The organism is Streptomyces sp. NBC_00310, from assembly GCF_036208085.1.
In the GTDB taxonomy this organism is placed as follows: Bacteria; Actinomycetota; Actinomycetes; order Streptomycetales; family Streptomycetaceae; genus Streptomyces.
Map to the genome: position 1 here is coordinate 7,706,905 of NZ_CP130714.1, position 18,844 is coordinate 7,725,748.

The following is an 18,844-nucleotide window of genomic DNA, read 5'->3' on the forward strand; positions in this document are numbered from 1 at the left end:
CGCCGCCGCCTGATACGTGGTGCACGGCCCCGGTGTGATGTACGGCACCGGGGCCTTTGCCGTTAGCCGCCGTTAACCTGCCCTCATGACTGTGCACCTCGAAGTCGCCGAAGGCGTCGGCACCATCCGCCTCGACCGGCCGCCCATGAACGCTCTGGACATCGCCACCCAGGACCGCCTCAAGGAACTCGCCGAGGAGGCGGCGGACCGGGACGACGTACGCGCCGTGATCCTCTACGGCGGGGAGAAGGTGTTCGCGGCCGGCGCGGACATCAAGGAGATGCAGGCCATGGACCACGCGGCGATGGTCGCCCGGTCCCGGGCCCTGCAGGACTCCTTCAGTGCCGTGGCCCGTATCCCCAAGCCCGTCGTCGCGGCCGTCACGGGGTACGCGCTGGGCGGCGGTTGCGAGCTGGCGCTGTGCGCGGACTACCGCATCGCCGGGGAGAACGCGAAGCTCGGCCAGCCGGAGATCCTGCTCGGCGTCATCCCGGGCGCGGGCGGCACCCAGCGGCTGTCCCGTCTCGTCGGCCCCTCCAAGGCCAAGGACCTCATCTTCACCGGCCGTATGGTCAAGGCGGACGAGGCGCTCACGCTCGGTCTGGTCGACCGGGTCGTCCCGGCCGACGAGGTGTACACCGCCGCGCACGAGTGGGCCGCGCGGCTGGCGCGGGGGCCGGCGATCGCGCTGCGGGCCGCCAAGGAGTCGATCGACGCGGGCCTGGAGACCGACCTGGAGACCGGGCTCGCGATCGAGCGGAACTGGTTCGCGGGGCTGTTCGCCACGGAGGACCGCGAGCGCGGGATGCGGAGCTTCGTGGAGGAGGGGCCGGGCAAGGCGAAGTTCGTCTGACGGCTGACGGCTGACGGCTGACGGCTGAGGGGCAGGGGTCAGGGCCGGGTTCCCGAGATCCGGCCCACAAGTTCCGCTGATCGGCTTGCAGTTGACGCGACGTATGACCCGCGTCCCCCGAAGGAGCGGTTTGTCCGAGCCTTAAGGCAGCCTTAAGAAAGCCTTGCCCAAAGGTCGTGGCGTTGACCGAAGTTCAGGGTGTTCGCGCAGGTCGAGCGGGCTGTCGTCGGTGAATTGCTGCCATTGGCATATGCCATCCGAAACCTCCGGAATGGTTGGTTCCGGGGGTTGTATTCCTGCGGAACGGCCCCGAAAGGGGCTCGGGACGGCCATGATGGGGGCATGGCGGGGCTGGAGGGTATCGAACAGCCGCGGCGGCACGGGAGTGCGACCGCGGCGCGTTGGTCGCCTGCGATCGAGGACGAACGGGCGCAGAAGGCACTGGAGTTGTTCGGCGATCCCACCGAGGGAGAGGTTCCGCTCCCGTCCCGTCCCGAGTCTGCCGCCACGGCCCGGCGGCTCGCCCAGGTCGTCGTCCTGCGCCAGTGGCGGCTGTCGCCGAAGATGACCGAGGACGCGGTCCTCCTCGTCTCCGAACTCGTGGGCAACGCCGTGCGGCACACCGGCGCCCGCGTCTTCGGGCTCCGCATGCGCCGCCGGCCCGGCTGGATCCGTGTCGAGGTCCGCGATCCCTCACGGGGGCTGCCCTGCCTGATTCCGGTGCAGGAGATGGACATCAGCGGGCGGGGGTTGTTCCTGGTGGACAAGCTCTCGGACCGGTGGGGGGTCGATCTGCTGCCGCGCGGGAAGACGACGTGGTTCGAGATGAGGGTCGCGGACCGGTAGGGCGCGCAACGCGCACCTCCGTCGATCGGGCCAATCGCCGACATTCGTGCTCGACCTCCCTATAAAGGTCGCGTGACCACGTCCCGCACCCCCCTCATGCAGCGCAACCTCGTGCAGCGCGCCCTTCTCGCGGCCGCCGTTCTCGCCGCCGTGGCCGCGTGCGGCTCCGAGGCCAGGACCGGTGAGCAGGAGCAGCGGATCCGGGCCGACCGGGCCACCGCCGAAGCCGAAGCCGCCGAGCGGAAGAAGAAGCAGCGGACGGCGGTCCGGGGACTGCGCGGCATGCCGCCCGTGCTGGACCCGAAGGACGTCTACGCCGCCGACCGCCCGAACCGGCTCTCCCCGGTGGTCAAGGACTTCCCGTCCCGGGTGTACGTCCCCAACAGCGAGTCCGACACCGTCTCCGTCATCGACCCGAAGACGTACGAGATCATCGAGACGATCCCGGTGGGCCGCCAGCCCCAGCACGTCGTGCCCTCCTGGGACCTGAAGACCCTCTGGGTCAACAACAACCGGGGCCACACCCTCACCCCCATCGACCCGAAGACGGGGAAGGCGGGCAAGCCGGTCGAGGTGCACGACCCGTACAACCTGTACTTCACCCCGAACGGCGAGTACGCCGTCGTCATGGCCTCCCTCGACCGCGAACTCGTCTTCCGCGACCCGCACACCATGAAGCGGGTCAGGACCGAGCCGGTCACCTGCTACGGCGTCAACCACGCCGACTTCTCGATCGACGGCACCTACTTCATCGTGTCGTGCGAGTTCAGCGGTGAGCTGCTGAAGGTCGACACCGAGAGGATGAAGGTGATCGGGCAGCTGAAGCTGCCGTTCGAGGGGGCCATGCCGCAGGACGTGAAGATCTCACCGGACGGCAAGCGGTTCTACATCGCCGACATGATGGCCGACGGCATGTGGGTCCTGGACGGCGACACGTTCGACGAGCCGAAGCTCCTGCCCACCGGCAAGGGCACCCACGGGCTGTACGTCGGCCGCGACTCCCGTGAGATGTACGTCTCCAACCGCGGCGAGGGCACCGTCTCCGTCTTCGACTTCACCAAGAACAAGCTCACCAAGAAGTGGCACCTCCCCGACGGCGGCAGCCCCGACATGGGCGGCGTCTCCGCCGACGGCAAGGTCCTGTGGCTCTCCGGCCGCTACGACTCCGAGGTGTACGCCCTCGACACCCGCAGCGGGAAGCAGCTCGCCCGCATCCCCGTCGGCAGCGGCCCGCACGGCCTCGCGGTGTACCCGCAGCCCGGCCGCTACTCGCTCGGGCACACGGGCGTCTTCCGGTGACACAGGACAACCGGGCGGGCTGACACGCCTCCGTACGAGTGAGGGTCCCCGGCCCGGCGCCGCGCAGCCGAGATCGTGATCGGCATGATCACCACCCGTCCGCGGCGCCGGGCCGCCGCCGTCGTCCTGTCCCTCTCCGCCGTCCTCGCCACCTCCGCCGCGACCGCTCCGGCGCAGACCCGGACCGCCACGCCGGCCGAGGCCGCCGCTGCCTTCGCGGGGGCCGCCGCCCCCACCTGTCCCCGGTTCGAGGACCCGGTCCACGCCGCCGCCGACCGCCGCGTGGCCGTCGACCGCATCAGCCCCGAGCCGGTCTGGCGCAAGACCTGCGGCACCCTCTACCGCAGCGACAGCCGGGGCCCGGCGACCATCTTCGAACAGGGGCTCCAGCCCAAGGACGTCATCGACGGGCAGTACGACATCGAGCAGTACGTCCTGGTCAACCAGCCCTCGCCGTACGTCTCCACGACCTACGACCACGACCTGTACAAGACCTGGTACAAGTCCGGCTACAACTACTACATCGACGCCCCCGGCGGCGTGGACGTCAACAGGACCATCGGCGACCAGCACAAGTGGGCCGACCAGGTCGAGGTCGCCTTCCCCGGCGGCATCAGGACGGAGTTCATCATCGGCGTCTGCCCGGTCGACAAGAAGACCAAGACGGAGAAGATGAGCGAGTGCGAGAGCAACCCGCACTACGAGCCCTGGCACTGATGCCCGCCGTGCCCGCCGCGCGGGTCGCGCTCATCGGGCCCCTCGAGCCGGTCCGGCCCCTCGTGCCGGTCGGGCGCTGAGCAGTATCTCGGAGCCCACCGGCAGATAGCCCGCCGACTGGAACGCCCGCATGCTGCGGGCGTTCCCCGGCGCGACCTGCGCCCACAGCGGCTCGGCGACGAGATGACGTGCGGCGGTCACCAGAGACCGGCCCAGCCCCCTGTGCCGTACGACAGGACCCCGCGCGGAGCGCTCGTCCACCTCGACCGAGACCTCCAGCCGTCCGGCGATTCCGCGGCCCGTCGTCAGGACCCCGCCGTCCGCCGTCCAGACCCGTACGTCGTCCCGGCGCAGCCGCGCGTACGCGACGCGGGGGTGGCCGGCGTCCTCGATCTCCTTCAGCGGGAGCGGCGGTTCGCCCGGCAGGGGGGAGGCGACCAGCATCGCGTCGATGGTCTCGGACGTGCGGCCCGTCCGTTCCATGAAGGCCGCCAGGAACCGTGGGTTCATGCTCGCGGACAGCGCGTCGCACTCCATGGCCGCCAGCGTCTCGTGCACCCAGTCCGGGTCCTCGTCCGTGAACACGACGGAGTGGGCCGTGAAGCACAGGACACCCGCGTCCCGGGGGGAGTGCTGGGCGATGACGGTCGTACCGCCGTCCGCCGGCGGGAAGACACCCCGCGCCGCCGCGTCCAGAATGTCCCGCAAGCTCTCCATCGCCGTGCTCCCCGGATCTCCCCTTGAGTCTCCACCCGCTGGAAGGCCCACACTCGCAGACATGATCGAGAACGGCACCGGCCTTTTCACCATCGGGCAGCTCGCCCGCGGCTCCGGTCTGTCCGTCCGCACGATCCGCTACTGGTCCGACGAGGGCGTCCTGCACCCGGTCACCCGCAGCGCGGGAGGCTACCGGCTGTACGACGCCGAGTCCGTGGCCCGGCTCGAACTCATCCGCACCCTGCGGGAGCTGGGCCTCGGCCTGGACCACGTACGGCGGGTGCTCGCGGGGGAGACGACCGTCGCGGAGGTGGCGGCCGCCCATGTGGCCGCGCTGGACACGCAGATCCGGGCCCTGAAGGTGACCCGGGCGGTGCTGTCGACCGTGGCGCGACGCGGCTCGACCGCGGAGGAGATGACGCTGATGAACAGACTGGCCCGGCTGTCCGCCGCCGAACGAGGGCGGATCATCGACGACTTCATGGAGGAGACCTTCGGGGGACTCGACACCGCCGACCCCGACATCCGTACGCGGCTGAGGTTCGGCCTCGCGGATCTGCCGGAGGACCCCACGCCCGAGCAGGTGGACGCCTGGGTGGAGCTGGCCGAGATGCTCCAGGACCCCGGGTTCCGGGCGCGGATGCGGCAGACGGTCGAGTTCAACGCGGCGGACCGGGGGCCGGATGTGCCGGCGGGCACCTCCCTGTGGTTCATGAGCCGCCTGGTGCAGCTCGCGGGGGAGGCGCTGCGGGAGGGTGTCGATCCGGCCTCGCCCGCGGCCGAGGAGGTGCTGGCCGGGCTGCTCGGCGACGCCGACCGGGCCGTCCTGCTCGAACGCGTCACATCGGCGGCCCACGCCGAAATGGCCCGGTTCCGGGAGCTGGCCGCGCTGGTGCGGGGCGTGGAGCCGCTGTCGGCGCACACCGAGGAGTTCGCGTGGGTGGTCGCCGCACTCCGTGCTCGCGTGGCCGGTTAATCTGACCTGCGTCAGTAGGACTGTCGGCAGGACTGCCTCGAAGAGGCAGGGCACCAAGAAGGGGCGGATCGGTGGCGGACATCGAGGCAGCGCGCAAGGAGTTCCAGCGGATCGACGCGGACGGGGACGGGTTCATCACCGCCGCGGAGTTCAAGACCGCCCTGGCCCAGGAGGGCGACTGGAACGTCACCGAGTCCGTGGCGGAGGTCATCATCCGCACCCGCGACCTCAACGGCGACAAGCTCCTGTCGTTCGACGAGTTCTGGGCCCACCTGGGCAAGTGAGGTCAGGGGCCGAGGGGCGCCTTCCGTCGCGTACGACGGGGGCGCCCCTTCGTCATGCCGGGGCCGGAATAGCGGAGGGTGCTCCTGGGTTGCAGCCCAGTAATGCATGCACGCGCATGAAAATATGACGCAAGGGGAGACTTGTCATGAAGATCGGCATCATCGGCGCCGGCAACATCGGCGGCAACCTCACCCGGCGGCTCACCGCCCTCGGCCACGACGTCTCCGTCGCCAACTCCCGAGGCCCGCACACGCTCACCGCACTGGCCGAGGAGACGGGCGCGACGCCGGTCCCGGTGCGGGAGGCGGCGCGCGGCGCCGAAGTCGTGGTGATCACGATCCCGCTGAAGGCGGTCCCGGACCTGCCGCCCGGCCTCCTCGACGAGGCCGCGGACGGTGTCGCCGTCATCGACACCGGCAACTACTACCCCCGGCAGCGTGACGGCAGGATCGCCGGGATCGAGGACGACGGCCTCACCGAGAGCCGCTGGACCGAACGCCACCTGGGCCACCCCGTCATCAAGGCCTTCAACGGCACCTACGCCCAGGACATCCTCGACCGCCCCCGCCCCGCCGACGCCCCCGACCGCCTCGCCCTCCCCGTCGCCGGCGACGACGACGCGGCCAAGTCCAGGGTCCGCGCCCTCATCGACGCACTCGGCTTCGACACCGTCGACGCGGGCGGCCTCGACGACTCGTGGCGCCAGCAGCCCGACACCCCTGTCTATGGTCTGCAGGCCGGCGTCGAGGCCGTGACCAAGGCCCTGTCCGAGGCGTCACCGGAACGCAAGCCGGAGTTCCGGGGTTAGCTCAGCCTCCTGCGGCCCACGACCTGAGCGCGGCCTTGCTCGCGAAGTCCGCGACGTTCTTGTCGACGGGGTCGTCCGTGTACTGGTGGAAGCGCCACTTCGCCTTGATACGGGGCTTGCCCGCGGTCACGTAGTCGGCGATCCAGAGGCCGTCGCCGGCGAATGAGGTGCTGTCGACATTGAGCCAAAAGTTCCTGTTGGCGTACAGGATCACCCGGTTGTTCGGCCGCAGTTCCTGCACCTTCCGGATGAACCGATCCTTGTCCGCATTGCTCGCGTGCGTCCCGTCGCTCGTCGTCTCCCAGTCGACGGCGAGGATGTCGCCCGCCTTTTCCGGGGCCTTGCTCACGAAGTACTCGGCCTGCGCGGTCAGGTTGCCGGGCCAGAGGAAGTGGTAGTAGCCGACGACGAGGCCGGCGTCGCGGGCGGTCTTCGTCTGGGCGGCGAGTTTCGGGTTGGTGTAGGTGCGGCCTTCGGTGGCCTTGATGAAGACGAAGGAGAGGCCGGTGGTGTCGTAGGAGGAGGACTGGTAGGAGCTGACGTCGATGCCGCGCAGCATGGGGGTCTCCGGGGGTGGGGGCGGTCAGGTGGGGGCGGTGATCCGCTCGGCCAGGGACGTGACGTCCGCGAGGAGGGTGGGGGGCGGGACGGCGAGGTCGAGGGTGTGGGCGATGACGGTGATGCCGGATCGGCGGATCACGTGGGGGGTCGGGCCGGGGGCCGGGGCGGAGGCGGCGGCCGCGTAGATCAGGTGGCCCCGGGGGAGGCCGAGGGCCGTGCAGTAGGCGAGCAGTTGGTAGAGGTGGGACGTGGGAGGGGCGGCGGGGGTGACGTACGTGTACTTCGCGTCCGCCACGGAGAGGGGGCGGCCGGCGCGGTAGAGGACGAGGTCGGGGCGGAAGGGGACGCGGGCGGCCTCGTCGAGGCGGTGCTGGGTCTCCTGGGCGGCGCAGCGGATGCCGCGGCGGGCGAGGGCGGCGGTGAGGGTGACGGTCAGGAAGCGTTCGAAGACCGCCGGCATGTCGAGGAGGAAGCCGTCGGTGGGGAGCGGGCTGTCGCCCTCCGGCTGGGCGGAGCGGTGGGCGAGGAGCAGTTCCGCGAGGCGCAGGGCCGGGGCGTAGCGGGAGTTGAGACGGGTCGGGGTCCAGTCGGGGAGCGGTGCGCCCGGGTGGAGGAGGTGGACTCCGTGGAGGTGGTCGGTGAGGTGGCGCAGGGTGAGACGGGTGGGGGCCGGGACGCCCGGCAGGTGCGTGGCCAGGTGGAGGGCGGCCAGGAGGATGCGGTTCTCCGCGATGTCCGGGGTGTGGTCGTCGTAGCGGACGGCCACCGGGAGGGGCAGACCGACGCGGCGGAGCTGGTCCGCCGTCCGGATGCGGCCCTTGACCAGGGGGAGGTCCTCCTCGACCGTGCGGTAGCCGTGCAGGACGCCGGACTCCAGGGTGCGGCGCGCGGTGCGGGCGAGGAGCTCCGCGAGCGCGGGGAGCAGGTCGTCGGCCGTGGCCGCGGTGACCGGATCGGGGTCCGGGTGCCAGGGATCGTCGGGGGAGTAGGAGAGCAGGAAGAGAAGGTCCCGGACCGGGAGTTTGGGCCGGAGGAGCAGCTCGATCGCGCCGCCCGCCGGGGTGCGCAGCCGGACCAGGCCCACCTTCTGGTTTCCGGCCACGCGCCAGCGGCCGCCGGGGGCCGGGGTCAGTCGTACGAGGCCGGGGGCGGAGAGCAGGCCCGCGACCTGGTCGGCCGTCAGTTCCCGTACGGTGCCGGCGCCGGTCTCGTCGACGGTGAGCCGCAGCGGGGGCGCCAGCGCGGGGCGGGCACCGGTGGTGGCGGGGGGACTGGTGGTGGGCGCCTCACTCGCGGTGGACTCCTGTTCACCAGCCATGCCGGGCCCGGTCGTCATGAGCCGAGGGCCGCGCGCAGGGAGGCCAGGCCGTACTCCTCCTCGACGTCCACGCCCGTGCCGTACACCTGGTCCTCCAGCAGCGGCAGGATCTGCGTACGCCAGATCAGGTCGAGGCCCTCGGGGCGGGCCGCGCCGGGCTTCATCAGGTACGACGGGCCGATGGCGCGGTCGGCGTCACCGAGGCGCCGGTTCAGCTCGTCCAGGAGGCGGGCGGGGCCCTCCGGCAGGCCGTGGCGGCGCAGCCAGCGGTCCAGGAGGCCGTGGACCGGCTGCTTCTCGGGGGAGAGCCGGCGGAAGGCGAAGCGGCGGCGCATCGCCGCGTCGACGAGCGCGATCGAACGGTCGGCCGTGTTCATCGTGCCGACGAGGAACAGGTTGCCCGGCAGATGGAACGGGTCGTGCGGGCTGTACTGGGTGGTGACCGGCTCCTCGCGGTACTCCAGCAGGAAGTACAGCTCGCCGAACACCTTCGCCAGATTGGCCCGGTTGATCTCGTCGACGATCAGGACGTACGGGTTCGCCGGGTCCTTCCTCGCCCGCTCGGCCAGCAGCTTGAAGGGGCCCGGGACGACGTCGAACACCACCGAGCCCGAGCCGCCCGCCCCGCCCTCGCCGCGTACCGGGCGGAAGCCCTCGAAGAAGTCCTCGTACGTGTACGACGGGTGGAACTGCACGAGCTCCACCCGGTCCGGTCCCGCCAGATGCCTGGCCAGGGCACGGGCGAGATACGTCTTCCCGGTGCCGGGCGGGCCGTGGAACACGAGCTGACGCTGCTCCTGGAGCTGTTGGGCCGTCTCGCTCAGCCAGTCCAGCGGCATGAGCAGCTGCTCGGCCAACTCCGCGGTGACGGAAGGTAGTTCGAGCGGTTTGGTGACATCGGCTTCGAGCAGCGGTTCGGCGACGACGTCCTCCAGGCCCGCGCGTTCCGCGAGTTCGGCGGCCACGCTGCTGATGTCGTACACCGTGGGTGGCTGAGTCAGTCGGTTCTGGACGGTCTGAGGAAGCTCCGAGCGCTTCAGAGGCCGCTCGGCGGTGGCCCAGCGCACCGGAAGGCGCCGGGCGTTGTCGAGGCCGTCCGAGGTGTCGTACACCGCCGGGCCCTGGACCGTACCGACGTGGACCTCGTCCGGAGTGACCGTGGCCACCAGGTCGCCGGGCTGTATGAGCGTGAGGAAGGCGTGCAACTGGTACACGGACTGTCCTCGTGACTGGGTGCTGTCCTCGGGAAGTCCTTCCAGCACCGTCCGTTGGATCTCCTGCTTGGCCGTGCCCGCCGGGATGTCCGGCAGCTCCTTCCAGGACACCGAGCAGTAGCCCTGCTCTAGCCACTGCGGCACGACATTGCGCCCGTCCACGTTGAATCCGCGCACCAGCCAGCCCCGCTGGTCGTGTTCGACGGCGCCGCGCCGCCACCGGCTGACCCAGGGGTCGGCGTAGAACCACACTGGCTCCCCGCTCTGCGCCTCCAGGATCTTCCGCAGCTCCAGCAGATCGCGGTCGTCGTCGCCGGTGACCTGCGGCAGCTCGTCAGCGAACGCCTTGGCGATCTCCTGCTTGTGGTAGGCGCTGGCGATCGGCTGGAACACGTCCGGGAAGAGCGCGTACAGCAGGACGTGGATCTGCGCGCGGCCCTTCTTGTGGCCCACGGAGCGTTGGACGTCCAGGCACTCCTCCCGGAACCGCCACGGGTCGTTCAGTACGGCGTCCCGCTCGGCGTAGGGCCTGCCCGCGAGCCGCTCCACCAGCAGGACCAGGATCTGGAACTGCGCCCAGCGGTAGTTGAGGAAGCCCTGGCCGCCGTTGAGGAAGCCCCTCAGGCGTGTCTCCATGAGCTCCGGGGTCGCCAAGTGGCCCAGGCCGGCCCAGGAGAGGACCTCGCCGAGGATCTGGAGTTTCTTCCTGATGCCGATCTGCTCGGGCCGCAGGGGCGCCATGTTCACGAAGAGCAGCTCGGCCGCCAGCACGATCGTGGCGGCCGGTGCGCCGTCCAACTGGCGGCGCAGCTTGACCAGGAACGTGTCCGACGACTCGTCCGGGCGGTCCACGAAACGGGCGCGCAGATCGGAGGCCGTGCCCTCGCTCCAGGCGTCCGTCTCCGGCGCGAACGCGGACCTGCCGCTCAGCAGTCCGTCACGGAAGACCCGCTGCACCTCCGCCACGACCTCGGCGCCCACCGGCCGATCCGATCCCATACCCACTCCGCCCGCCCTCGTGTGCTCGAAGGGCCCACCCTAGGAGGGTCGTTGGGCCGACGCCACGGGAAGGCGTCGGAACGACGGGCGGGGATCGGGGATCCCTGTCGGTGAACACCGGCCCGTTCCCCGGCCCGTTCCCCGGCCGTTTCCCGGCCCGGCACGGTCAACGGGGCGGTCGAGCGCGCCCCTGTTCGTGCCGGCAGTTCTCGGCCCGCGGCAGATCCTGCGGGCCCACCAGGCCGCGCTGGGAGAGGTACTCGGCGATGTGCTCACGCGAGGGCTTCCGGGGTTCGTCGGGCCACAGCGCGTTCCGCAGCCGCGACAGGATCCTGTCGACCGCCGAGACGCTGTACCCGGCGCATTCGGCCGCCACTCTGCGGCTCTTGTGCTCCTGCAGCGTCGGGTCGGCGGAGAGCCAGGGGGCGAGGACCGCCACCAGGAGGTCCCGGCCGGGACCCCGCAGGATCTTGTTCGCCTCGGCGTTCATCTCCGGCCCCCAGACGGTGCTGCGTCCGTGGGAGACGAGGTCCTCGCAGGATTCGTCCCCCTGCGCGGTGGCGGGCGGAACCGTCACCGTCACGGGGTCGACGTCCGCGACGAGAAACTGGACCTGCGTGGTCCCGGCCGAGAACACATGCGCCCGGCCGGGCGGGATCTCCGACCACGGGGCGGACGGCGGAGCCACTCGGACGCCCAGCTTCGTCGAGCGGTTCACCAGCATCCACCCGGTGTGGAGATGGACGATCTGGGGGCAGTGCGGTCGACGGGACAGCTGTGTGTTGCCGGGGTCCAGCACGGACCGGCTGAGGTGGAACACACCCGCGGGGTCCAGGGTGAACGACGCCAGGCCCTCCCGCGTCGTGATGCTCACGGTCGCCCGGGGGATGTCGTACGCGTCGGACAGTACGGCGGAGGTGGCGGAAGAGGTCATCGTCGTTCCTGACGGGCGGGGAGCAGGTCGGCGTCGGCCAGCGGGCGGGCCACGGGTGCCTGCGCGACCACATCGGCCACGACCACGGTGATGTTGTCCGACCCCCCGGCCTTGAGCGCCTGCCGCAGCAGTTCGTCGGCCGCCTCCTGGGGGAGCAGGCCGAGGGTGTCCACCAGCAGGGCGTGGGCCGCCTCCTCCCCCAGATCCGCGCAGAGCCCGTCGCTCGCCATGACGATCCGCATGTCCGGTTCGGCATCGACCTGCCACAGATCCGGCCGGGCGGCCGCCGCGGAGCCGACCACGCGAAGCAGCGGGCCACCCGCGGTGTGCGGGGTGGTCAGCCGGTGCGGAAGCTGGTCGTCCTGGCGTACGGCCCAGACCGTGCCGTCGCCCACATGGGCTCCGACCACCGTGCCGCCCACCAGGCCGCAGGCGTCCAGTGTGGTGGCCATGCCCAGCAGTTGGGGCCTGTCCTGGGTGTGTGCGCGAATCACGCCGGTCGCCTGCCGGAACCCGGCCTGCAGAGCACGTACGGAACCCGAACCGGCCGCGTGCCAGGCGTCGACCACGGCCTGTACCGCGAGTCGTGAGGCGAGGTCACCCGCCGGCGCTCCGCCGACTCCGTCGGCGATGACCGCGAGTTCGTCGTCGACGAAGTACGCGTCCTCGTTGGTCGTCCGGCGGCCGGAAGACGTGGCCGCCGCGACGTCCAGCCACCGGGAGTCCGGGCTCTCCGCCGCCGTCAGGGCCTTGCGGGGGCTGCTCCGCACCAGCCGGGTGCCGGACGAACCGGCGGCCGGAGCACCCTCGTAGGCCGTCGGCGACGAGGCCGCGGATCGCCGGGCCCGCCCCGGGACCGCGGAGCGCCGGGCCGGCGGCCCGGACCGGGCCGCCGGGGCTGCCGGGGCCGCCGGCGAACCGGCGGGGCCGTCGTGCGGGTTCGGCCGCTCCCGACGCCGCGGCGCGACCGGCGCGGCCGCCGCGGGCAGTGCCAGCGCGGGCAACTCCGGGACCGGAACGGACCGGTCGCCGCCGCGTTCCTTGCGCCGCGGGCGCGGCGCGGGGCCCCGCCGGCCGGTCGGTACCTCCTCCTCGCCCTCGGGGGGACGGGGAGCGTCCGCCGCTTCGGCGGTGGGGGCCCCGGGGTCGTGGACGGGCGGGCGGCTCTTCTCGGCCGTGGCCGAAGCCGAAGCCGTGGCCGTGGCTGTGCCGTGGCCGGGAGGCGCGCCGTGGCCGGGAGCAGCGCCGTGGCCGGGAGGCGCGCCGCGCCATGCGTCGTGCGGGGACGGCATGGCGCCCAGGTCGCCCCGGCGCCGGGCCGTAGCTCCCACGACGGCTCCGAGCACGAACGTGCCGACCAGGGCCAGGGTCGTCAGCAGAAGGTGTGTCGAGTTCACTTGTGTCCCCCGAAGTCGGTGGTGGGTCCGTCGCTTTCGCCGGTGTAGTCACCAGGGGCCAGGGGAAGGTCCTGCCGGGCGTGGATCGGGCCCACCGGCATCGTCAGGTCCCTCGGCCGGGTGGCTCGCAGATGTTCACGGATCTGGCTGAGGGCCCGCCGGGCGTCCCTGGCGGCGCTCTTGGCGGGGCCGCCGGTGCGCTGCGCGGGCTCGTAGGCGAGCCACTGGTCGACCAGCTCCACGACGCTCTTGGGCAGTCCGGGCAACAGCGCGTCCAGCCGGGCGGGACGGTGGTTCTCCTGCATGAGCTGGTAGAGCTGGAAGATCGCCTCGGCCTGCCCGGACCGTGCCCGCACCTCCCGGGCGAGCGCCGGCTGCCCGGACAGCAGCCAGTACATCAGGCTGCCCATCTGGTAGATGTCCGTCGCGAGCGACCGGCCGTCCTTCTCCTGCGACATGGTGAGCTGCTCGAACGCGGCGTAGTAGGGCGTGCCCTGGAAATGTCCGGTGAAGGAGACGCTGGAATCGGTGAACTGCTTGGCCAGTCCGAAGTCGGTGAACGCGGCGGACAGGGTGTTCAGGCGCATGTCGCGCCAGGACAGCAGCACGTTCTGCGGCTTGATGTCGAGGTGCGCCACGTCCCTGTCGTGGATGGCCTCCAGGCCGGCGAGCAGCTGCTCGCCCATGACGAGCACCCACTCCAGGGTGCGTGCCTGGGCGCTGTCGCGGCCGTAGGCGAACAGGGAACCGGGCACGTACCGGGGGGTGACCGTCCACTGCCAGTCGTCGTCGATACCGAAGTCGACGATCTTCACGGTGTGCGGGCTGTCGATCTTCGCGGCCGTCCGTACCTCCCGGCGCCACGCCCGTGACTTGCGGCCCATCGCACCGGGGCCCTCGCGGTCCCTGGCGACGAACTTGATGACGTACTCGTTCGTCGTCGCCGGCTCTCGCAGGTTCTGGCAGAGCATGATGCCGCCGACGGCCGCGAACCCCGGTTTGTCCGCCCCCGGGAGCTGCCCGACCAGTCGCCAGCGCCCGGCGACGACCGACCCGGGCCGGAGCGGGAAGTCCGCCGCGTCGTCGTCCCGTTGTTCGTCGGGCGGGGACAACGATGACCAGGTACCGCTCTCGGTGGACGGCCGGTACTCGGGGGTCTCCTGGCGGAACGCGACGGAACCGAGCCGGCCCAGCGCGTCCACGGCGGCGGGGGTGACGATCCTGGCGTTGCGCTGGGCCGCGTCGGCGGTGATCCGGGCGCCGAGCGCGGCGATGTGGAGGGCCAGCTCCGACACGGCCACGAACAGCAGCCACACGCCCATCAGCACGTAGTCCAGGGCCCAGCCGACGGCGAGTGAGCCCACGCTCGTGATGGCGGCCGTGCCACCGCCCGCGCTGTAGGCGGCCAGTTCGGCGACCGTCGTGATCTCCCTGCCTCCCACGCTCTGCTCCGCCCGGAACATCCCCAGGGCGACCGAGCACAGGACGGCGATGACGCAGAGCCCGAGCACGGCGACGGTGACCGTGTGCCGTACTCCGGGCGTCTGCCGGGCGAGGGGGCCGATGCGGTCGGTGTCGTCCCGGGCCAGCACGAAGGGCAGACCCCCCAGGACCACCGTGCCGCCCACGAAGACCCAGGCGATGGACTCGGCCATCTCACGGTTCTGCGGGCCGGCCTCGACGATGCTGCCGCCGGCGTCGAGGGTGTCGGGGGCGATGAGCGCGGCGGCCGAGGACTCCACGAGGGTGAACTCGCCGCGCACGAAGAAGAAGGCGCCGGCGAGGGCGATGGCCGCCGCGATCAGCGGCCAGACGGGCCAGCCGCCACGGGCGATGCCGTGACGGGCGGCCGCGGTGACATGCCCGCAGGTGTCGGCGGCGTTCTCCAGGGCGGAGGCGATCAGATCCAGGGAGTACGCTCCCCAGTCGGCCACCGCACCTGCCGCCAGCCTGAGTTGGGGCTGCAGGAACGCGCCGGCGGTCACGGCGACCGCGCAGCTCAGCACCGTCCAGAGCAGGACCATCACTTGTCCTCAGCCTCCGATCCGAAGAGTGCGGCCGAGACGCCTGGCCTGGTGATGTTCACGGAACGCGCCCCGAGGGCGTCGAAGCGCTTCGTCCACGTGCGGCGCAGCGCGTCGCAGGTCCTGGCCTGGGTGCAGGCGAACTCGATCACGTCGACCGTCACGCCGTTCAGCCGCGCGGCCGCCAGCTGCTGGACTCCGTGGACGCGCAGGTCGGAGGCGATCACCAGCCGCCGGTCGCCCTTGTGGTCCCTGAACTGCTCCGCCGCGTTCTCCAGGCAACCGCCGATGTCCGTGCCCTCCCGGGTGCCCAGCCGGAGGTCGCGTACCTTCTCCGCCTCGACCCGGGCCCCGCGCCGGGCGTCACGCCTCTCGTCCTCCCACTTGTCGACGATCTTCTCCAGCTGCTCGGTGAGCGCACCTCCCTGGAGCGGGGGCGCCGACTCCAGGGAGGCGGCCGGCTTCTCGCGGAGCGCGGGCACGGTCAGGGTGAGCAGGGGCGGCCGCCCGTAGGAGTTCTCGCTGATCTCGTACACGTACACGTCGTGGGTTCCACGACCCGGCCTCACCAGGTGGGGCAGCGCGTCCGCCACGGTCTGCTGGGCCGCCCGGCGGTGGCTGTCGTCGTAGGACGAGGAGATGTCGAGGCAGAAGACCACCTTGTCACCGGGCAGAGCGGGGGCCGGTATCGCGTCGGCCGGTTTGTCGTTCTGCGGTGCGGGCCGCAGACAGCCGCTCGTCAATAGAGCGGCGCCGCACACCAGTGCGGTAAGGCGTGTCGATTCTCGAAAAGTGAGCCGGGTGAAAGTTTTGGGCACGCCTTTTCCCTTCGAGCCTCAGTGCATGCCGCTGTGGTTCATCCCGCCGTTGGAGAACGTCCTGCCCGCGGGCGCGTACGGACGTCGAACGGCAGGAGAGAACGCGGCGTGCAGAGATTGTTGCTGATCTCGCCGTATTCCCGCTGAGAAATCAGTGATCGGGGTGGAACAGCCTTTTCGCCGCGTACACGTGGACCAGGAAGTAGTTCGTGTCTCCGACGCGCAGTACCTGCCCGGCGCGCATGGTCCCCCGGCGGGTGGCGACCCCGTCGACGCTGACCCCGTTGGTGGACCCCAGGTCATCCACCTGGACACCGCCCGGCACCGGCGTCAGCTCGACATGCCGGCGCGACACCCCGGTTCCCCTCAGGTGCCCGATGCCGTTCGCCCGGCCGAGGATCACCCCGTCGTCCGGAATGAGGATCTGCCGGCCGTTCGGCGAACAGAGGAACCAGCGCTGCATCACCATGGTTCCGTCCTCGTGCAGGGAGCCCGGAGCATCGGAATCCCGCCCTGTTCGAACACCATTTCCGGCGTCGAAAGTATTTCCGTCGTACGTGTTCTGGTGCATTCGCATGCTGTCTCCCCGGAAAGCAGTCGACACCGTTGAGCCGACGTCCACGAGGATGCGGCGTGATCCACCGTGGCACAGGTGACAGGGAGTGCATAGTGAGGAAGGGTCTTACTCTTTCGAGCGCTCCCGGGAAAGAAAAATGCCCTGACCGGCGCTCATCCATGAAAGCGCTGGTCAGGGCTTGCCCGTGCGGCCGCTTCTCGTCGGCGGTCCTGCGGTCCTGCGGTCCTGCGGGCCTGTCGTGGCTGCCGGGTCAGCTGCTGCTGTTCGAGCGGCCGAAGAACTCGATCTCGGCTATGGCCACCTGCTTCTTGTCGTCGGCGCCGTAGGCGGAGCGGAGGGTGAAGCGGACGGCCACGGCGTCGCCGACGCGGAACTTGCGGCGCTGGCTGCCGGCGCCCTGGTCGAGGGTGAGGATCTTGGTGGAGGTGGAGCCGTCGCCGGCGGTGATCTTCGCCTCGATGCGGTGCGGGCGGGCCGACTCCGCGATCTGGTCCACCCTCTTCGAGACGCCCGGCGTGATCATCACGTCCAGCAGCCGGGTCGGCTGCTGGAAGCGGGCCTCCAGCCACTCCCCCTCGCCGGACTGCGTGACACCCGGGCCCCACCACGTGTTGCTGTGGTTGTCGAAGGCCAGCCCCGGCTTGTGACCGGGGTACGAGCGGGACGCCTTGAAGGTGTCCGGAACGACCGGGGCGCGCTTGGCGAAGTGGTCGCGGGTCGCCTGGTAGGCGTCGTCGGCCTGGAAGGCGAGCGTGACGATCAGGGTGAGGACGAGGGCGGCGACCACCCAGTTGAGGATCTGGCCGAAGCCGCGACGCAGACGGGGGCGGTCGCCCGCCCACGGGGTCTGCGTGTTGCGGCCGTTCAGCATCCGGCGCCACCACGGCAGCCGTCCCGGTGTCTCCGGCCGCCCGGCCATCGGCATCGCGCAGCGCCCGCAGAAGTGCCGGTCCGGCCGGGTGGGGGTCCCGCACCACGGGCAGGGCACGCCGCCCTCCGTGCCGAACTCCGGCCCCGGGGTGCGGACCTGGGGCCGCTGCACATCGGGGAGACCCGGCAGTACGGGCGCGACGGCGGGCTCCGCCGGAGCACGGGGCTCGGGGTCGGCGACCGGGACCAGGAGGGACCTGGCCCGGTCGGCGGCGGAGGGAACGGGGGCCGGTGAGGCGGGGGGTGTGGGGGAGGTGTGCGTCGGGAGGGGAGTGGTGGGGTCCTCGTCGTCGTGGTGGTGGTGGGGGTGGGGGTGGGGGGCCGGGCGGGCCGGTTCGGGGGCGGGGGGAGTGGAGGGGGCGGGTGAGGCCGCGACCGTGGATGCGGACGCGGACGCGGACGCGGATGCGGATGCGGATGCGGGGGTGGCCGCCGGGGCCGGGGGCTGGGCCGTGGGGGGCGCCGCCGGCTCGGTTCCCGGGCGGGCGGTGGCGGCGGGGGCGTCCGTGCGGACCGCCGTGCCGGCCTCCGGGCCGCGGACGTCGGTGACCGCGGCCGCCCCCGCCTGGGCCGGGTCGTGGCCGGTGCGGGCCGTACCCGTTCCGGCACCCGGGAGGGAGAAGGCGTCCCAGCCGTGTTCGTCGTCGGCCGTCGTGCGGCCGGCGTTCGCCGGGGCCGGGGTTTGGGCGCGGGATTCGGCTTCGGCTTCGGCCCTCGGGTGTCCGGCGTCCGCGTGGGCGGGGGCCGTGTCGGGCGTACGCACGGTGTCCGCGTGGTCGGGGGCCTCGCCCGCCGTACGGCCGCCGTCGGCCGGGGCGTCGCTCCGCGCGCGTCCGGCGTCCGGTCGGTCGGCGGTCTCGCTCCTGGTGCCGCCCGTGGTGGACCGGGCCGGGGTGCCGGACCAGCCGAGTACCGCGCCGCAGGCGTCGCAGAAGGACTGGCCGGGCTCCCCGCGGGTTCCGCATTCGGCGCAGCTCCGGGCCTGGCCGGTGCCGGGGGTCTGGCTGGTCATCTCTCGGGGATCCTTTCGGCGGCGGTCACCTGGACCGTGTAGGGCATGTGGGCGGGGCGGGCGGCGGCCACGAGGCTGTCCAGCCGGTGTTCGTCCGCGGGGGTGGGGTCGGGCAGGCGCAGGGCCACGTGGAGGCGCGGGCGGGCTTCGCCGGGGACCGGGCCGAGGGGCCGGGCGTCCCAGGAGGCGGCGCCGCTCTCGGTGATCTCCGGGGTCACACCGAAGACCAGGCGCACGGCCTCGGACAGGCCGCGCCGGGTGCCGCGTACCCGGTGCAGATACGCGGCGGCGGCGACCGCGGCGCGCAGCCGGGCCTCCGGTTCCGTGCCGTCGGTCTCGGCGCCCACCCAGCCGGCGAGCCACTGGGTGAAGTCCACGGGGGCGAGGGACGGCGTGAAGTAGGAGTCCAGGCAGTCGAGGACGGAGAGGATCGGGGCGATCACGTCGTCCAGACCGCCGATGAAGCGCTGGGCGAGGTCGTCGTCGGCGAACACGGCCGGGAGCATGGTGCCGATGGGGTGGGAGGAGCCGAGGCCGTCTATGGAGCCCCTCATTCGGC

The 18,844-nt window shown here is 71.8% G+C and carries 18 protein-coding genes; 7 read left to right on the top strand and 11 right to left on the bottom strand.

Annotation, left to right across the window (positions count from 1 at the left end; genetic code table 11):
* The first annotated feature begins 85 nt into the window (after positions 1-85).
* The 4 genes from OG202_RS33865 (at position 86) to OG202_RS33880 (ending at position 3,715) form a co-directional block, all read left to right on the top strand.
* A complete protein-coding gene (locus tag OG202_RS33865; protein WP_326577225.1) occupies positions 86-853 on the top strand; it encodes an enoyl-CoA hydratase/isomerase family protein in 768 nt (255 codons plus the stop codon).
* Between the two features lie 342 nt (positions 854-1,195).
* Entirely contained in the window at positions 1,196-1,699 is a 504-nt protein-coding gene (locus tag OG202_RS33870) for an ATP-binding protein (RefSeq protein ID WP_326577223.1), read from the top strand.
* 96 nt (positions 1,700-1,795) lie between these two features.
* Positions 1,796-2,998: a YncE family protein gene (locus OG202_RS33875; RefSeq protein WP_326585612.1), complete on the top strand. Its 1,203-nt coding sequence runs from the start codon at positions 1,796-1,798 to the stop codon at positions 2,996-2,998.
* An 84-nt stretch (positions 2,999-3,082) separates the two neighbouring features.
* Positions 3,083-3,715: an ADP-ribosyltransferase gene (locus OG202_RS33880; RefSeq protein WP_405895445.1), complete on the top strand. Its 633-nt coding sequence runs from the start codon at positions 3,083-3,085 to the stop codon at positions 3,713-3,715.
* Positions 3,716-3,745: 30 nt separating this feature from the next.
* Here the strand turns inward: OG202_RS33880 and OG202_RS33885 are convergent, their stop codons facing one another.
* Complete coding sequence (locus OG202_RS33885; RefSeq protein ID WP_327727745.1) at positions 3,746-4,432, bottom strand: GNAT family N-acetyltransferase; 687 nt, start codon at positions 4,430-4,432, stop codon at positions 3,746-3,748.
* Between the two features lie 61 nt (positions 4,433-4,493).
* Between OG202_RS33885 and OG202_RS33890 the strand changes: the two genes are divergently transcribed.
* The 3 genes from OG202_RS33890 to OG202_RS33900 all read left to right on the top strand — a co-directional run bounded on the left by OG202_RS33890 (position 4,494) and on the right by OG202_RS33900 (position 6,501).
* The gene (locus OG202_RS33890; protein ID WP_327727744.1) at positions 4,494-5,408 is read left to right on the top strand and encodes a MerR family transcriptional regulator; all 915 of its coding nucleotides are present in this window, start codon (positions 4,494-4,496) and stop codon (positions 5,406-5,408) included.
* Between the two features lie 71 nt (positions 5,409-5,479).
* Complete coding sequence (locus tag OG202_RS33895) at positions 5,480-5,692, top strand: EF-hand domain-containing protein (RefSeq protein WP_033526808.1); 213 nt, start codon at positions 5,480-5,482, stop codon at positions 5,690-5,692.
* A 146-nt stretch (positions 5,693-5,838) separates the two neighbouring features.
* On the top strand, positions 5,839-6,501 hold the full coding sequence (locus OG202_RS33900; protein WP_326577213.1) for an NADPH-dependent F420 reductase: 663 nt from the start codon (positions 5,839-5,841) through the stop codon (positions 6,499-6,501).
* Between the two features lies 1 nt (position 6,502).
* Here OG202_RS33900 and OG202_RS33905 read toward each other — a convergent pair whose 3' ends face one another.
* From OG202_RS33905 to OG202_RS33950, 10 genes are all read right to left on the bottom strand, one after another.
* Positions 6,503-7,060 (bottom strand): glycoside hydrolase family 25 protein, encoded by a 558-nt coding sequence (locus OG202_RS33905; RefSeq protein ID WP_326577211.1) that lies wholly within the window; start codon positions 7,058-7,060, stop codon positions 6,503-6,505.
* Positions 7,061-7,084: 24 nt separating this feature from the next.
* Complete coding sequence (locus OG202_RS33910) at positions 7,085-8,380, bottom strand: McrC family protein (RefSeq protein ID WP_328224052.1); 1,296 nt, start codon at positions 8,378-8,380, stop codon at positions 7,085-7,087.
* 14 nt (positions 8,381-8,394) lie between these two features.
* Complete coding sequence (locus tag OG202_RS33915; RefSeq protein WP_328224053.1) at positions 8,395-10,593, bottom strand: McrB family protein; 2,199 nt, start codon at positions 10,591-10,593, stop codon at positions 8,395-8,397.
* Positions 10,594-10,759: 166 nt separating this feature from the next.
* Positions 10,760-11,527, bottom strand: a complete 768-nt coding sequence (locus OG202_RS33920; RefSeq protein WP_326577205.1) for a hypothetical protein — start codon at positions 11,525-11,527, stop codon at positions 10,760-10,762.
* Positions 11,524-12,924, bottom strand: a complete 1,401-nt coding sequence (locus tag OG202_RS33925) for a PP2C family protein-serine/threonine phosphatase (RefSeq protein ID WP_328224054.1) — start codon at positions 12,922-12,924, stop codon at positions 11,524-11,526. The genes OG202_RS33920 and OG202_RS33925 overlap by 4 nt, the downstream gene beginning before the upstream one ends.
* On the bottom strand, positions 12,921-14,948 hold the full coding sequence (locus tag OG202_RS33930) for a serine/threonine-protein kinase (protein ID WP_328224055.1): 2,028 nt from the start codon (positions 14,946-14,948) through the stop codon (positions 12,921-12,923). Before OG202_RS33930 ends, OG202_RS33925 begins: the two co-directional genes overlap by 4 nt.
* Positions 14,948-15,691 (bottom strand): hypothetical protein, encoded by a 744-nt coding sequence (locus OG202_RS33935; RefSeq protein ID WP_328224056.1) that lies wholly within the window; start codon positions 15,689-15,691, stop codon positions 14,948-14,950. The genes OG202_RS33930 and OG202_RS33935 overlap by 1 nt, the downstream gene beginning before the upstream one ends.
* 226 nt (positions 15,692-15,917) lie before the next feature.
* Positions 15,918-16,337, bottom strand: coding sequence for an FHA domain-containing protein (locus OG202_RS33940; protein WP_328224057.1), 420 nt, complete (start codon positions 16,335-16,337; stop codon positions 15,918-15,920).
* A 256-nt stretch (positions 16,338-16,593) separates the two neighbouring features.
* Positions 16,594-18,285, bottom strand: a complete 1,692-nt coding sequence (locus OG202_RS33945) for an NADase-type glycan-binding domain-containing protein (protein WP_328224058.1) — start codon at positions 18,283-18,285, stop codon at positions 16,594-16,596.
* A complete protein-coding gene (locus OG202_RS33950) occupies positions 18,282-18,839 on the bottom strand; it encodes a phage tail protein (protein WP_326577195.1) in 558 nt (185 codons plus the stop codon). The genes OG202_RS33945 and OG202_RS33950 overlap by 4 nt, the downstream gene beginning before the upstream one ends.
* Between the last annotated feature and the right edge of the window lie 5 nt (positions 18,840-18,844).